Below are 16290 nucleotides of genomic sequence, written 5' to 3'. Positions count from 1 at the left end.
TTTTCAAGGCAGTGCGAGTATGTGTATTGTTGAGATCACACACATGGGACGCGACCGTGCGAACGACTCCGGATATCGATAGGGGCTTGCTCGACGTGGCAATGGCCGCCACGGGATTGGCGACGAAAAAGGCTACGATCGAACAGGCCTTGCGAAGCCTCGTCGACAAGCACCGTTAGAAAAAAGCGATCGCAGATCTCGCAGGGATCGGCTGGGAAGGCGACCTCGACGAGATACGTCATTCCCCCGCTGACAATCAGGCCGCCGGCGGGTAGAGCAGATCGACGATGTAGCTGGCGTCGAAGCGGGAATCGAGCATGCCGTAAGTGGAGCGCCAGCCGCCGGCAAGGCGTGTCTCGATAAAGGCATCGGCGATGCGCCCCGCCCCGAGCCGATAGAGTTCCGCCGCGCCGGCGGCAAGTGCCAGCTGCTCGACGAGCAGGCGCGCCGCGCCCTCGTCCTGTTCGCAAAGCGCGATTGCTGCGCGTAATACGTCGATCGTCTTCTTGCCGGCAGGGCCGAGGTCGCGGGCAAGACCTGCGAAGACCGTCTCGAAGAGGTCCTTGCCACGGTTGAGCACGCGCAGCACATCCAGCGCCATCACGTTGCCGGAGCCTTCCCAGATGGCGTTGACGGGGGCCTCGCGGTAATGGCGGGCGATCGGGCGCTCCTCGATGTAACCGTTGCCGCCGATGCATTCCATCGCCTCATAGATCAGCGCGGGCGCGATCTTGCAGCACCAGTATTTGGCGACCGGCGTCATGACGCGGGCATAGGCCGCTTCTTCGGCATTGCCGCGCGCCTTGTCGAAAGCATCGGCAAGACGGAAGGACAGCGCGGTGGCGGCTGCGACATCGAGCGCCATGTCGGCGAGCACGCGCGTCATGATCGGCTGGTTGACGAGCATCCTGCCGAAGACGCTGCGGCCGCGCGTGTGATGCACGGCCTCGGCCAGCGAGGCGCGCATGATGCCTGAGGAGGCCAGCGCGCAATCGAGCCGCGTCAACGTCACCATGTCGAGGATGGTGCGGATGCCGGCATCCGGGCCGCCGAGCAGAAAACCGAAGGTGTCGGTGAACTCCACCTCTGAAGAGGCGTTGGAGCGGTTGCCGACCTTATCCTTCAGTCGCTGGAACTGCAGTCCGTTCGCCGACCCGTCCTCCAGCAGGCGCGGCACGAGGAAGCAGCCCATGCCCTCCTTCGTCTGCGCCAGCATGATGAAGGCATCGCTCATCGGAGCCGACATGAACCATTTGTGGCCGGAGAGCCGGTAGATGCCTTCGCTGACCTTTTCGGCAGCGCTGCGGTTGGCTCTGACATCGGTGCCGCCCTGCTTTTCGGTCATGCCCATGCCGATCGTCACCGCAGACTTCTGCATGGCGGGCCGGTTGGACGAATCATATTTGCGCGACAGGATCTTCGGCGCCCAGTCCTTCTGCACCGTAGGGGACGCCGACAGCGCGGCCACCGAAGCGCTCGTCATCGTCAGCGGGCAGAGATGGCCGGATTCCAGCTGCGCCGTCAGGTAAAACCGCGCGGCGCGGACTCTGTGGCCTGCGTCCTTCGCCTCGATATCGGCCTGTGGATCCCAAACGGAGGAATGCAGGCCGACCGACATGGAGCGGCGCATCAGCGCGTGCCAGGCGGGATGAAACTCGACGACATCGAGACGCTCGCCGCGCGGACCATGGGTGCGCAGCTGTGGCGCCCCCTGGTTTGCCATGCGCGCCAACTCCTGTGCCTCCGGCGAGGTGACGTAGCGGCCGATATTTTCCAGGTCTTCACGGATGCCGCGCGGCAAGGCCGCCGTCAGATCGACAATCAGCGGATCGGATCGATAGGCATTGATGCCGGACCACAGGCTCGGCTGGTTGAGTTCTGCGAGTTTGTCGTCAGTCCGGTTTGCGGAGGTCATTGTTCGCTTCTAGTGCAAGAACCCGGCAAGGAAAACCGGAAGTTATGATTCGCATTATTCTGCTCTATCGGAATTTGGGCGAAAATGCATGGGGACATAAGCCTTTGCCCACAGCGCGTGCTTGCCCCGGCGGGCGGCACTCATTATAGACCCGCAAGAGACAGCAAGAGGCAGGGTCATGGTCTTTTTCCCCCACCGCCACCTCATCGGCATCAAGGGCCTCACCGAGCAGGATATCACCTATCTTCTCGACAAGGCGGACGAAGCCGTCAAGATCAGCCGCCAGAGAGAAAAGAAGACGTCGACGCTGCGCGGACTGACACAGATCAACCTCTTCTTCGAGGCATCGACCCGCACACAGGCCTCCTTCGAGCTTGCCGGCAAGCGGCTTGGCGCCGACGTGATGAACATGTCGGTCGGCAATTCCTCGGTGAAAAAAGGCGAAACGCTGATCGATACGGCGATGACGCTGAATGCGATGCGTCCGGACGTGCTGGTGATCCGCCATTCAAGCGCCGGTGCGGCCGCGCTTCTCGCCCAGAAGGTCTCCTGCTCGGTCGTCAACGCCGGCGACGGGCAGCACGAACATCCGACCCAGGCGCTGCTCGACGCGCTGACGATCCGCCGCGCCAAGGGCAAGCTTTCGCGCATCATCGTGGCGATCTGCGGCGACGTGCTGCATTCGCGCGTGGCGCGCTCCAATATCCTGCTGCTGAACGCGATGGGCGCGCGTGTGCGCGTCGTCGCGCCCGCCACCCTCCTGCCCGCCGGCATCGCCGAGATGGGTGTCGAGGTGTTCCACTCGATGAAGGAAGGATTGAAGGACGCCGACGTCGTGATGATGCTGCGGCTGCAGCGCGAACGCATGTCCGGAGCCTTCGTGCCGTCGGTGCGCGAGTATTATCACTTCTACGGACTCGACGCCGAAACGCTGAAAGCGGCGAAGGATGATGCGCTGGTCATGCACCCCGGACCGATGAACCGCGGTGTCGAGATCGCCTCCGAGGTGGCCGATGGTCCGCAGAGCGTGATCGCCGAACAAGTGGAAATGGGGGTCGCCGTGCGCATGGCCGTCATGGAGACGCTGCTCGTCTCGCAGAACCAAGGTCCCCGAACCGACGGAATGATGGCATGAGCAACTCGATCGTCCTCAAGAATGTCCGCATCGTCGATCCCTCACGCAATCTCGACGAGATCGGAACGATCATCGCTAAAAGTGGCGTGATCCTTGCCGCTGGCAGCGAGGCACAGAACCAGGGCGCGCCGGAAGGCGCCGTCGTGCGCGACTGCACCGGCCTCGTGGCAACACCCGGTCTCGTCGATGCGCGCGTCCATATCGGCGAGCCCGGCGGCGAGCACCGCGAGACGATCGCCTCGGCGAGCCGGGCGGCGGCAGCCGGCGGCATCACCTCCATCATCATGATGCCGGACACCGACCCCGTCATCGACGACATCGCGCTGGTCGAATTCGTCAAGAAGACGGCGCGGGACACGGCCGCCGTCAACGTCTATCCGGCAGCCGCCCTCACCAAGGGTCTTGCAGGCGAGGAGATGACGGAGATCGGCCTGTTGATGCAGGCGGGCGCCGTCGCCTTCACCGATGCCCATTCCAGCGTCCACAACACGCAGGTGCTGCGCCGGATCATGACCTATGCGCGCGAATTCGGCGCCGTCATCTCCTGTGAGACCCGCGACAAATATCTCGGCGCCAATGGCGTCATGCATGAGGGACTTTTCGCCAGCTGGCTGGGGCTCTCCGGCATTCCGAAGGAAGCCGAGCTGATCCCACTCGAACGCGATCTTAGGGTGGCAGAGCTGACGCGCGGCCGTTATCACGCCGCGATGATCTCCGTGCCTGAATCGGTCGAGGCCATCGAACGCGCCCGCAGCCGCGGCGCCAAGGTGACCTCGGGCATCTCGATCAACAATCTGGCGCTGAACGAGAACGACATCGGCGAATACCGCACCTTCTTCAAGCTCTATCCGCCGTTGCGCCCGGAGGACGACCGGGTCGCCATGGCCGAGGCGCTTGCCAACGGTGCGATCGACATCATCGTCTCCTCGCACGACCCGCAGGACGTCGACACGAAGCGCCTGCCGTTCGGCGAGGCGGCCGATGGCGCGGTCGGATTGGAAACGATGCTGGCAGCGGCCCTCAGGCTTCACCATGGCGGTCAGGTCGGCCTGATGCGCCTGATCGACGCCATGTCCACCCGCCCGGCACAAATCTTCGGCCTTGAAGCCGGCACGCTGAAGCCGGGTGCTGCGGCCGATATCACGCTGATCGATCTCGATGAACCTTGGCTTGTCGCCAAAGACATGCTTCTCTCCCGCTCGAAGAACACGCCGTTCGAGGATGCGCGCTTCAGCGGGCGAGCGGTTGCGACTTACGTCTCGGGAAAGCTTGTCCACGCAGTTTAGAATCGACACTATCGCCGTTCATCCCAGAGGGGAAAAAGGCCGGACTTGAGGATAGCCACGGAGGGCTGAGGGGGCACATGTTATCCAATCTCATGTCATGGCAGATCACGCTGCCGATCGCACTTGCGGCCGCCGTCATCGGCTATCTCTTCGGCTCAATCCCTTTCGGCCTGATCCTCACCCGCGCGGCCGGCCTCGGCGATGTGCGCAGCATCGGCTCCGGCAATATCGGCGCGACCAATGTGCTCAGAACCGGAAACCGCAAGCTCGCCGCGGCAACCCTGCTGCTCGACGCCCTGAAGGCATCGGCGGCAGCCTGGATCGTCGGCTATTTCCTCGGTGAGGAGGCGGCGATCATTGCCGGCTTCTTCGCCTTCATCGGCCATCTCTTCCCCGTCTGGATCGGCTTTAAGGGCGGCAAGGGTGTCGCCACCTATATCGGCACACTGCTCGGCGTCGCGCCGATCATGGTGGTGCTCTTCGCCGCCGTCTGGCTGGCGGTCGCCGTCACCACCCGCTATTCCTCGCTGTCGGCCCTCGTCGCCATGCTCGTCATTCCGGTTGCCCTGTTGATTCTGGGCAATGAAAAGGTCGCGGCCGTCATGGCGATCATGACGATCATCTCCTACTGGAAGCACAAGGCGAATATTTCGCGCCTGATGGGCGGAACAGAAAGCAAGATCGGGGCGAAGGGATAATGGACGCGCCGAGCGCGGGATCAACAGGTACGGTGCTGAGCGAAAGGCAGAGGATTGCCTGGCTGCGCCTGATCCGTTCCGACAATGTCGGCCCTGCAACCTTTCGCGATCTCATCAATCATTTCGGTTCGGCCGAGGCCGCACTCGCGGCGCTGCCGGAGCTTTCGGCGCGTGGCGGCGCGACACGGGCCATCCGCATTGCCAGCGAGGCCGAGGCACACCGGGAACTGGAAGCGGCGCATCGTTTCGGCGCCCGCTTCGTCGGCATCGGCGAGCCGGACTATCCGCAGGCGCTGAAACAGATCGACGGCGCGCCGCCGCTTCTTGCCGTCAAGGGCGCGCTTGCTGCCGCCAAACGACCGGCCGTCGGCATCGTCGGCTCCCGCAACGCGTCGGCCGCAGGCACCAAATTCGCGGCGATGGTGGCGCGCGACTGCGGCCGGGCGGGTTACACCGTTGTCTCCGGCCTGGCGCGCGGCATCGACACGGCGGCGCATCGGGCAAGCCTCGGCACGGGCACAATCGCCGCCCTTGCCGGCGGTCTCGACAAGCCCTACCCGCCGGAGAATATCGGCCTCATCGAAGAGATAACCGGCGGCAACGGCCTGGCGGTGAGCGAAATGCCTTTCGGCTGGGAGCCCCGCGCCCGCGATTTCCCGCGCCGGAACCGGCTGATTGCCGGCATCGCGCTTGGCGTGGTGATCATCGAAGCGGCGATGCGTTCGGGCTCGCTGATCACGGCACGCCTCGCCGGCGAGTTCGGCCGCCTGGTGTTTGCCGTGCCCGGCTCGCCGCTCGATCCGCGCTGTCACGGCACCAACGGCCTGCTCAAGGACGGCGCCTCGATCGTTACCGAACCTGCCGATGTCATCGAAGCCCTGGCGCCGCTTGCGCAACTCGACCTCTTCCCCTTGTCGATGGCGGAGGAGCCGGCACGCGAGAGCCGGGCAATAACGATGCCACCCGGCGATTCGGACCGGATGCGCATCATCGGCGCGCTCGGGCCGACGCCTGTCGAGATCGACGATGTCATCCGCCACACCGGCCTTCCGGCATCCGCCGTCTATCTCATCCTTCTGGAACTCGATATATCAGGCAGGCTGCATCGGCATCAGGGCGGTCTCGTCTCGCTTTCCGATTGAAGCTTGCCCGGCACGAGGGAGCGGCTTTGCGAACTGCCGGAACGGTGCGTTGAAAAGTGCCATTTCGCGATTTTAAATTGTTTTATGCCGTGAATCTCGCCTCGATTGCAACGGGTGCAAGAGGTAAAATTGTTGCAAACCCCTTGACCGCAGCGATTTCCCTGTCCATGTCGGAGGGCCGGTATCCAATGTTGCGCTGCGTGTTGCGCTGGCTTCCACGCCGGCGCAGCTGTTTTTTTAGAGAATCATCATGAATGTTGTAGTGGTGGAATCGCCTGCCAAGGCCAAGACGATCAACAAGTATCTGGGTTCGGGATACAAAGTGCTCGCCTCCTTCGGCCATGTGCGCGATCTGCCTGCCAAGGACGGCTCCGTTCTTCCCGATCAGGATTTCGAAATGCTCTGGGAGGTCGACGGCGCTTCGGCCAAGCGGATGAAGGACATCGCCGACGCGGTGAAGTCCTCCGACGGACTGTTTCTCGCGACCGACCCTGATCGCGAAGGAGAAGCGATTTCCTGGCACGTCCTCGACATGCTGAACAAGAAGCGGGTGCTGAACGGCAAGTCCGTCAAGCGCGTCGTCTTCAACGCAATCACCAAAAAGGCCGTCCTCGATGCGATGGCCGATCCGCGCGATATCGACGTGCCGCTGGTCGACGCCTATCTCGCGCGCCGCGCGCTCGACTATCTCGTCGGCTTCAATCTTTCGCCGGTGCTGTGGCGCAAGCTGCCGGGCGCGCGTTCGGCCGGCCGCGTCCAGTCGGTCGCGCTTCGTCTGGTCTGCGATCGCGAATCCGAAATCGAGCGCTTCATTTCGGAAGAGTACTGGAATATCTCGGCGTTGCTGAAGACGCCGCGCGGCGACGAGTTCGAGGCAAGGCTGGTTTCGGCGCACGGCAAGCGGCTGCAGCCGCGGGCGATCGGCAACGGCGAGGATGCGGGCCGGCTGAAGGCATTGCTCGAAGGCGCCAGCTATATCGTCGATACGGTCGAGGCAAAACCGGTCAAGCGCAATCCGGGACCGCCGTTCACCACCTCGACGCTGCAGCAGGCCGCCTCCTCCAATCTCGGCTTCTCCGCCTCCCGCACGATGCAGATCGCCCAGAAGCTCTATGAGGGCGTCGATATCGGCGGCGAGACCGTCGGTCTCATCACCTATATGCGAACCGACGGCGTGCAGATGGCGCCGGAGGCAATCGACGCAGCGCGGCGTGCCATCCTCGACCAGTTCGGCGAACGCTACCTGCCTGAGAAGGCCCGCTTCTACTCAACCAAGGCGAAGAACGCCCAGGAGGCGCACGAGGCGATCCGCCCGACCGATTTCTACCGCTCTCCTGACCGCGTGCGCAAATTCCTCGACGCCGACCAGATCCGGCTCTACGAGCTGATCTGGAAGCGTGGCATCGCCAGCCAGATGGCGTCGGCCGAGATCGAGCGCACGACAGCTGAAATCACCGCCGACAATAAGGGCGAGAAGGCCGGCCTGCGCGCCGTCGGTTCGGTCATCCGCTTCGACGGCTTCATCGCCGCCTATACCGACCAGAAGGAGGACGGCGAGCAGAGCGACGACGGCGACGAGGATGGTCGCCTGCCGGAGATCAATGCGCGCGAGACGCTCGCCAAGCAGAAGATCAATTCGACCCAGCATTTCACCGAGCCGCCGCCGCGCTATTCGGAAGCTTCGCTGATCAAGAAGATGGAAGAGCTCGGCATCGGCCGCCCCTCGACCTATGCCGCCACACTGGCTACGCTGCGCGACCGCGACTATGTGACGATCGACAAGCGTAAACTCATCCCGCAGGCCAAGGGCCGGCTGGTGACGGCTTTCCTCGAAAGCTTCTTCACCAAATATGTCGAATATGATTTCACCGCCGACCTCGAGGAGAAGCTCGACCGGATTTCCGCCGGCGAATTGAATTGGAAGCAGGTGCTGCGCGATTTCTGGAAGGATTTCTTCGCGCAGATCGAAGACACGAAGGAACTGCGCGTCACCAACGTGCTCGATTCGCTGAACGAGGCGCTGGCGCCGCTCGTCTTCCCGAAACGCGAAGATGGCGGCGATCCCAGAATTTGTCAGGTCTGCGGCACCGGCAACCTTTCGCTGAAGCTTGGCAGATACGGCGCCTTTGTTGGCTGCTCGAACTATCCGGAATGCAACTACACCCGCCAGCTCTCCTCCGAAAACGGCGGAGAAGCGGAGGGTGTCGCGCTCAACGAACCGAAGAGCCTCGGCACCGACCCGACGACAGGCGAGGAACTGACGCTCCGTTCCGGCCGCTTCGGTCCCTATATCCAACGCGGCGACGGCAAGGAGGCCAAACGCGCCTCGTTACCGAAGGGCTGGAAGCCTGAGGATATCGACTATGAAAAGGCGATGGCGCTGATCTCGCTGCCGCGCGATATCGGCAAACACCCCGAAACGGGCAAGATGATCTCGTCGGGCATCGGCCGCTATGGGCCGTTCCTCCTGCATGACGGTTCCTATGCCAATCTGGAAACCGTTGAGGATGTCTTCTCCGTCGGCCTCAACCGCGCCGTGACGCTGATTGCCGAAAAAGCCAACAAGGCGCCGGGCCGGGGCGCGCGCGGTACGCCGGCGGCGCTGAAGACCCTCGGCGATCATCCCGACGGCGGCGCCATTACTGTTCGCGACGGCAAATACGGCCCCTATGTCAACTGGGGCAAGGTCAACGCCACGCTGCCGAAGGGCAAGGATCCGCAAGCGATCACCACCGAGGAGGCGCTTGCGCTGATCACGGAAAAGGCCGGCAAGGCTCCCGCCGGCAAAACGGCCAGGGGGAAAGCCAAGCCGAAGGCGGCCGCCGCCGAAGCCAAGACAACCAAGACGGCCGCCAAGCCGAAAGCAGCGAAGGCCAAGGCGCCCGCGAAATCGAAAAAGAGCTGACGTGAGCAGGACACCGCGCGACAGAACGAACCTCGCGGGCAAGCGCCCGGGCAAGATCGGCCGCGCCGGCAGGGATGCTTCCGCCGTCGAACCGCTGAACATCGTCCATGGCACGCTGCCCTCGCGCGATGTGATCCTGCGTTTCATCGCCGATCATCCGCAGAAGGCTTCCAAGCGTGAACTCGCCAAGGCGTTCGGGCTGAAAGGCGACAGCCGCGTCGAGCTCAAGCATATGCTGCAGGAGCTCGAGCAGGAAGGCATGCTGCAAAAGAGCCGCAAGTCGCTCATTCGTCCCGGCGCTCTTCCGCCCGTCACCGTTCTCGATATCACGACGCGCGACAAGGACGGCGACCTGATCGGCCGGCCGGCAGAATGGCCGGAGGAGCAGGGGGTGGCGCCTGCCGTCGCCATCCGCCAGCAATCGCCCGCAGGCCGCCAAGGTAAGGGCAAGGCGCCCGTCGCCGGGCTCGGCGACCGAATCCTGGCGAAGATCTTCCCGGCCGTCGATCGCGGCGGCCCGGCTTATACGGCGCGTATCATCAAGGTGATCGACAGGCGCCGCGGTGCGGCGATGGGCGTTTTCCGCAGCGCGCCGGGCGGTGGCGGCCGCCTGTTGCCGATCGAACGGCGCGGCGAAGAGATGGTGATCGACCCCGACTTCACCGGCGGCGCCAAAGACGGCGACCTGGTGGAGATTGAAGTCGCGCGCCTCGGCCGCTTCGGCCTGCCGAGCGCCAAGGTTCTCTCGGTTGTCGGCTCGGTCGGCTCGGAAAAGGCGATCTCGATGATCGCGATCCATGCGCACGGTATCCCGCATATCTTCCCGCCGGCCGTGATCGCCGAGGCGGAAGCGGCAAAGCCAGCGACGATGGCGCATCGTGAAGATTGGCGCGACGTGCCGCTGATCACCATCGATCCGGCCGACGCCAAGGACCATGACGACGCAGTTTACGCCGAGCTCGACCCCTCGCCCGACAATCCTGGCGGCGTCATCGTCACCGTCGCGATTGCCGACGTCTCCTGGTATGTCCGCCCCAATTCGCCGCTCGACCGCGAAGCGCTGAAGCGCGGCAATTCCGTCTATTTCCCCGATCGCGTCGTGCCGATGCTGCCCGAGCGCATCTCCAATGATCTCTGCTCGCTGAAGGAAGGCGTTGACCGCCCGGCGCTCACCGTGCGCATGAGCTTCTCGGGCGAAGGCCGCAAGATCGGCCATACATTTCATCGCATCATGATGAAGAGTGCCGCCAAGCTCTCCTATCAGCAGGCGCAGGCGGCAATCGACGGAAATCCCGACGATAAGACCGGACCGATGCTCGAGCCGATCCTGAAACCGCTCTGGCACGCCTATGGAGTGATGAAGCGCGGACGCGACCGGCGCCAGCCGCTGGAACTCGACATGCCGGAGCGCAAGATCCTGCTGAAATCAGACGGCACAGTCGACCGGGTCTTCGTGCCGCCGCGGCTCGATGCGCACAAGCTGATCGAAGAGATGATGATCCAGGCGAATGTCTGCGCCGCCGAAACCCTTGAAAAGAAGCGCCAGCCGCTGGTCTACCGCATCCATGACGGCCCGACGCTTGCCAAGCAGGAAATCCTGCGCGAATTCCTGGCGACACTCGGCATCTCGCTCGCCAAAGGCGGCAATATGCGCGCCAACAGCTTCAACGGCATCCTGGCCAAGGCGGACGGCACGGCGCACCAGACCATGGTCAATGAGATGGTATTGCGTTCGCAGAGTCAGGCGATCTACAGCCCTGAGAATATCGGCCATTTCGGTCTCAACCTGATGAAGTACGCCCACTTCACCTCGCCGATCCGCCGCTACGCCGATCTCATCGTGCATCGCGCGCTGGTCGGATCGCTCGGCTTCGGCGAAGGCGGCATCACCCCCGACGAAGAAGCCTCGCTCGACGATATCGCCGCCGAGATTTCGACCTTTGAGCGCCGGGCGATGGCGGCCGAACGCGAGACCATCGACCGGCTGATCGCCCATCATTTGAGCACCCGCGTCGGCGAGGAGTTTGCCGGCCGCGTCTCCGGAGTTACGAAGTCCGGGCTCTTTATTACCTTGCCGGACTATGGCGCCGACGGTTTCGTCCCTATATCTACGCTCGGCACCGATTATTTCATCTATGACGAGGCGCATCAGGCACTGTCGGGTGAAAAGACGGGCCTCGGCTATCGTCTTGGCGACAGCGTCACAGTGAAGCTTGCGGAAGCAATCCCGCTTGCCGGGGCGTTGCGTTTCGAGATGCTGAGCGAAGGACGCGAGATGCCGACGGCGGTGCGTTCCTTCCATAAGGCCGGCCGCCGCGACAGGGGCCAGGGCCGCAAGAAACCGGGAACGCGTCCCCCGCGCGGACGCCGCTAAGCCGCTGTGCCGAAAGCAGCAGTGGTCCCATTGCGGCGCTTCATGCTTTTTGCCTGAAAGAGGAAGATGCAATGAACACACCGAGCGATCCGGTCGTCCGCTACGGCGATGGACCCGAGGCCGAGCGCCCGCTCGGACGTTCCATCATGCGCGGTCTGTTGAACCGCTGCCCGGCCTGCGGCAACGGCAAGCTCTTCCGCGCCTTCCTGAAACCGGTCGATCATTGCGCCGCCTGCGGCGAGGCGATGCATCACCATCGCTCCGACGACCTGCCGCCCTATATCGTCATCCTGGTCCTCGGCCACGTCCTCGTCGGCGGCTACATGCTGACCGATCTGACCTTCGTGTTGCCGGTATGGGTCCATCTTGCCATATGGGCGCCGATCACGGTCATCGCCGCGCTCGCCTCGATCCAGCCGATCAAGGGCGGCGTCATCGGCCTGCAATGGGCGTTGCGCATGCATGGTTTCGGCGGCGAGAGCGATAGTCCCGATGATTACGAACTTCCCCGCCGGCCGGATTGAGCGCCTTCACCTTCCAGACATATTTAGCGTGTAGTGCCAGCGCTCCACCGACCACCACCGACACGCGGGAGTCAACGATCTTCAACGACTTGACACGGTAAGCTTTTCTTGTCTGAACAGGCTTTACATTCCGCAGATCACATCGGAAATACTGCGAAACGCCGCCCGTCACCTGGATTTGGCACATCTGTGTCCCTTCTATGTGAGGCGAGAGGTCGATTCGCTCGCGCAGCTTTCTAAGGATGGATAAATGTCTCAGCCGAGAACCGGCACACCGGGCGATGTCGAAGAAATCCATTGGCCTTCTCTGGTGGCAGCCATCTCGTCCATTTCAGCCGTCGGCATAGCAATCGGTCTCGGACTACCGCTTCTCAGCATCATCCTCGAAAAGCGCGGCATCTCATCCACTTTGATCGGGCTCAACACGGCGATGGCCGGGATCTCGGCGATGGCCGCCGCACCCGTTACCACCAAGCTCGCTCACAAATACGGCGTTGCGCCGACGATGCTCTGGGCCGTGCTGATTTCGGCGCTGAGTGCGCTCGGTTTCTATTATGCCGAGGATTTCTGGATGTGGTTTCCGCTGCGTTTCGCCTTCCATGGCGCAACGACGACGCTGTTCATCCTCTCCGAATTCTGGATCAACGCCGCCTCGCCGCCATCCAAGCGTGGCTTTGTGCTCGGCATTTATGCGACCGTGCTTTCCCTCGGATTCGCCGCAGGCCCCCTGCTCTTTTCGATACTCGGCAGCGACGGCATCTTTCCCTTCCTGGTCGGCGCGGGCGCCATCCTGCTTGCCGCCATTCCGATTTTCATCGCCCGTGACGAGAGCCCGGTGCTCGAGGAAAAACCGGAATTGCATTTCATGCGCTACGTCCTGCTGGTGCCGACGGCGACGGCGGCCGTCTTCATCTTCGGCGCGGTCGAAGCCGGCGGGCTGTCACTTTTCCCGATTTTTGCCGTGCGCGCCCATTTCACCGAATCGCAGGCGGCGCTGCTGCTCACCATGATGGGCGTTGGCAACGTCATCTTCCAGATTCCCCTCGGCCTGCTCTCCGACCGCATCCGCGACAAGCGACCGCTTCTGGCAGGAATGGCGCTGATGGGCTTTATCGGCTCGCTGACGCTGCCGATCCTCGTCAACAACTGGCTGCTGATGGCCGGGATGCTGCTCTTCTGGGGCGGCTGCGTCTCCGGCCTCTACACAGTCGGCCTCAGCCATCTCGGTTCGCGGCTAACGGGCTCCGATCTGGCTGCGGCCAATGCCGCCTTCGTCTTCTGTTATGCGATGGGAACCGTGGCTGGGCCACAGGTGATCGGCGCAGCAATCGACGTCGCCGGAAACAATGGTTTTGCCTGGGCGATTGCCGCCTTCTTCGGTCTTTATGCCCTACTTTCCGGCATCAGATTGATGTTCGTTCGAAAACGGACTTGACTTTTCGGGCGGGATTCGTAGTTTCGCGCCAGAATTTGCCGTGGAGCCCATCCGGCTTCCACGGCTTTCATTTTCTTAAAGGCAGGACGACCATGGCCAAGGCTACAACAATCAAGATCAAGCTGCTGTCGACAGCCGACACCGGTTTCTTCTACGTCACGACGAAGAACAGCCGTACGATGACGGACAAGATGACGAAGACGAAGTATGACCCGATTGCGAAGAAGCATGTCGAGTTCAAGGAAACCAAGATCAAGTAATCACTTGGCCTGAGGGATTTCAAAAAAGCGCGCGCCTCTGGGTTGCGCGTTTTTTATTGCCCGCAGGATGGCCTTGGAAAATGATAGCGCAAACAGACAAACGCCGCCCTTCCATCTTCGGGAAGTGGCGGCGTTTTCTTGAAAGGGGGTCGGCCAGCATGCAAAACGGCACGAGGAACCGTTATGACTTGCCTACTAGCCGACCGACCCCACGACCCAGGAGATGCGGCGGACCTGAGCATCATGGGGTATCGACAGCTCCTCTGCGGGAGCGCTTCTTTTATGAGCCGATAATTTGCGCAGAAATGAAAGAAAATCAACAAATTCTTAATGATGAATTTTCTGAGCTTGAGTCTATGGTTAAAAGTCCAGTTTTGGAACATATAAGGATTTGACGGCTCTGCTTGACGGCAAAGCCTAATGACGACGGTCTCGAAGAAGTTCGATAATATAACTTAATAACTTAGGCAGCCCCTCCCCTTACGTGAGGTGATGCCGCCTCACTTTATTTGACCCTGTTGGCGGCGGGCGTTTTTTATAGTCGTCATTTCATCTTGGGCTGGGCTCCGGCATTCCGGAGACTGTCGCGCCGCACCATATACACAGCAACGCCGGCAGTCCATTTTGGCCACCGGGCTGCAAAAATTTCGGCCTGCGTCGCACAGGCGAAGGTTAAAAATCGGTAATAAATCGCTTACCGCAGTGGAAAACCCGCAAATGGCGCGTATGGCCCGAAGTGATTCGTCAGGCAGCCGCTGCGACCACGCGATTACGGCCGGTATTCTTGGCCTCGTAAAGAGCAAGATCGGCCTGCTTCATCAGCTGGTCCGGGGTCAGCACCGCGCCGATGCGGGAGGCGATGCCGAAGGACGCGGTGACGCTCAGGGCCTCACATGAGCGCTTCAGCATGAAGGGAGCGCTTTCGACTGCCGCGCGCAGGCGCTCGGCGACAGCGGCGGCAACTTCCGGCGAGGTGTCCGGCATTACCACGACGAATTCCTCACCGCCGTAACGGCAGGCGAGATCAGCGCCGCGGATGGTCGAACGTACGCGGTTTGCGAATTCGCGCAGCACTTCGTCGCCGCCATCATGGCCGTAGGTGTCGTTCACCTGCTTGAAACGGTCGATATCGGTGATCAGCATCGAAAGCGGCCGCCCCCGCGCCATCGACCGGTTGAAAAGCACGTTCAGGTGATTGTCGAGGTAACGTCTATTGTAAAGGCCAGTCAGCGGATCGGTCACGGCAAGCTCGATCGTCTGCTTGACGCTGGCGCGCAGACGGTCGTTGTAGCGCTTGCGACGGATCTGCGTCAGGCCGCGGGCGACAAGCTCGTTGGGATCGACAGGACGGACGATGTAGTCGTTGACGCCGAGATCAAGCGCGCGGACAACCATGTCGTCGGCGCCCTGCTCGGTGATGATCAGGATCGGCAGAAAACGTGTGCGCTCCAGCGAACGCAGTTGCGAGCAGAGGCGAAGCGGATCGTAATTGTCGAAATTGGCATTGACGATGACGAGATCGAAGGTGTTCTCGGCCGCCTCGAAAAGGGCGGCCTGCGGATCGGAGAGGGCAAGCACATCGGCGAGGGGCTTCAGCGCCCTGACAATGCGCTCTTGCGAATTAGCGCGGCCATCGACCAATAACACCTGGCCGGCCTCGTCGCCACGGCCCTCGCCTGCCCGCATAAGATCGCCCATGCCCATCGTATGAGCGGTGTCGGCGCGGATGCGCAGCTCGTCGCTCAACGTCTTCAGCCGCAGCAGGCTCTTCACCCGCGAGATCAGCTGCAGATCGTTGACCGGTTTGGTAAGAAAATCGTCGGCGCCGGCCTTCAGACCGCGTACGCGATCGGCCGGCTGGTCGAGTGCGGTGACCATGACGACGGGAATATGGGCGGTCTTCTGACTGGCTTTCAGCCGCTCGCAGACCTCGAAACCGTCGATACCGGGCATCATGATGTCGAGCAGGATCAGGTCCACCTGGTTGCGCTCGCATATCGCCAGCGCCTCGTGGCCATCAGCTGCGGTCATCACGTCAAAATACTCCGCGAGCAGCCGCGCTTCGAGCAGCTTCACGTTGGCCGGAATATCGTCAACCACCAGTATTCGCGCAGTCATAAGCGTCTTTCCGATGCGTCAGGCATCGCCCAGATAGGTCTTGATCGTCTCGATGAATTTCGGAACCGAGATCGGTTTGGAAACATAGGCTTCGCAGCCGCCCTGGCGGATCCGCTCCTCATCGCCCTTCATCGCGAAAGCCGTGACGGCGATGACGGGAATCACGTGAAGCTCGTCATCTTCCTTCAGCCATTTCGTGACTTCGAGGCCGGAGACCTCGGGAAGCTGGATATCCATGAGGATGAGGTCGGGACGATGCTTGCGCGCCAGATCGAGCGCCTCCATGCCATTTCTCGTCTGGATCGTGGTATAGCCGGACGCCTCGATGAGGTCGCGAAAGAGCTTCATGTTGAGCTCGTTATCTTCTACAATCATCACCTGTTTGGGCATGACAAGCTGTCCCTACGTCCGTTCGCGCAGCGGTTCGTCCCAGGAGAAAGGCACATGCGGATGAATAGCTCCGTAAAACCGATAGCGCACGCTACCGGTATTTGGTTG

12 protein-coding genes and 1 pseudogene are annotated in these 16290 nt (G+C 62.1%); 10 read left to right on the top strand and 3 right to left on the bottom strand.

Translation table 11 applies throughout. The features are described from left to right. Positions 1–56: 56 nt before the first annotated feature. Positions 57–275, top strand: a pseudogene (locus QWJ46_RS20895) (type II toxin-antitoxin system VapB family antitoxin). On the opposite strand, the gene QWJ46_RS20890 reads toward QWJ46_RS20895, so the two are convergent. Then, on the bottom strand, positions 257–1915 hold the full coding sequence (locus QWJ46_RS20890) for an acyl-CoA dehydrogenase family protein (RefSeq protein WP_184452900.1): 1659 nt from the start codon (positions 1913–1915) through the stop codon (positions 257–259). The pseudogene QWJ46_RS20895 and the gene QWJ46_RS20890 overlap by 19 nt on opposite strands. Positions 1916–2093: 178 nt before the next feature. Here QWJ46_RS20890 and QWJ46_RS20885 point away from each other — a divergent pair, with 178 nt between their 5' ends. The 9 genes from QWJ46_RS20885 to rpmG all read left to right on the top strand — a co-directional run bounded on the left by QWJ46_RS20885 (position 2094) and on the right by rpmG (position 13674). Continuing rightward, positions 2094–3050, top strand: coding sequence for an aspartate carbamoyltransferase catalytic subunit (locus QWJ46_RS20885; protein WP_064801874.1), 957 nt, complete (start codon positions 2094–2096; stop codon positions 3048–3050). After that, positions 3047–4336: a dihydroorotase gene (locus QWJ46_RS20880; RefSeq protein WP_302753495.1), complete on the top strand. Its 1290-nt coding sequence runs from the start codon at positions 3047–3049 to the stop codon at positions 4334–4336. The genes QWJ46_RS20885 and QWJ46_RS20880 overlap by 4 nt, the downstream gene beginning before the upstream one ends. A 77-nt stretch (positions 4337–4413) precedes the next feature. Beyond that, positions 4414–5034, top strand: a complete 621-nt coding sequence (gene plsY, locus QWJ46_RS20875; protein WP_302753493.1) for a glycerol-3-phosphate 1-O-acyltransferase PlsY — start codon at positions 4414–4416, stop codon at positions 5032–5034. Next, the gene (gene dprA, locus QWJ46_RS20870; RefSeq protein ID WP_302753491.1) at positions 5034–6176 is read left to right on the top strand and encodes a DNA-processing protein DprA; all 1143 of its coding nucleotides are present in this window, start codon (positions 5034–5036) and stop codon (positions 6174–6176) included. Before plsY ends, dprA begins: the two co-directional genes overlap by 1 nt. A 250-nt stretch (positions 6177–6426) precedes the next feature. Beyond that, positions 6427–9081 carry a type I DNA topoisomerase gene (gene topA, locus QWJ46_RS20865; protein WP_302753489.1) on the top strand — a complete coding sequence of 885 codons (2655 nt, stop codon included), beginning with the start codon at positions 6427–6429 and terminating at the stop codon, positions 9079–9081. Between the two features lies 1 nt (position 9082). After that, complete coding sequence (rnr, locus tag QWJ46_RS20860) at positions 9083–11455, top strand: ribonuclease R (protein WP_302753488.1); 2373 nt, start codon at positions 9083–9085, stop codon at positions 11453–11455. A 71-nt stretch (positions 11456–11526) separates the two neighbouring features. Continuing rightward, positions 11527–11979, top strand: a complete 453-nt coding sequence (locus QWJ46_RS20855) for a DUF983 domain-containing protein (protein WP_302753487.1) — start codon at positions 11527–11529, stop codon at positions 11977–11979. A gap of 250 nt (positions 11980–12229) precedes the next feature. Beyond that, a complete protein-coding gene (locus tag QWJ46_RS20850) occupies positions 12230–13414 on the top strand; it encodes an MFS transporter (protein WP_302753485.1) in 1185 nt (394 codons plus the stop codon). 92 nt (positions 13415–13506) lie between these two features. Then, entirely contained in the window at positions 13507–13674 is a 168-nt protein-coding gene (gene rpmG, locus QWJ46_RS20845) for a 50S ribosomal protein L33 (protein ID WP_003587245.1), read from the top strand. Between the two features lie 744 nt (positions 13675–14418). Here the strand turns inward: rpmG and QWJ46_RS20840 are convergent. Next, positions 14419–15792, bottom strand: coding sequence for a PleD family two-component system response regulator (locus tag QWJ46_RS20840; RefSeq protein WP_302753476.1), 1374 nt, complete (start codon positions 15790–15792; stop codon positions 14419–14421). A gap of 18 nt (positions 15793–15810) precedes the next feature. Beyond that, the gene (locus tag QWJ46_RS20835) at positions 15811–16182 is read right to left on the bottom strand and encodes a response regulator (RefSeq protein ID WP_003547430.1); all 372 of its coding nucleotides are present in this window, start codon (positions 16180–16182) and stop codon (positions 15811–15813) included. Positions 16183–16290 lie beyond the last annotated feature (108 nt).

The sequence above is a fragment of the Rhizobium sp. CBN3 genome (assembly GCF_030518245.1).
In the GTDB taxonomy this organism is placed as follows: Bacteria; Pseudomonadota; Alphaproteobacteria; order Rhizobiales; family Rhizobiaceae; genus Rhizobium; species Rhizobium aethiopicum_A.
This window is presented reverse-complemented; position numbering and strand designations above follow the sequence as displayed.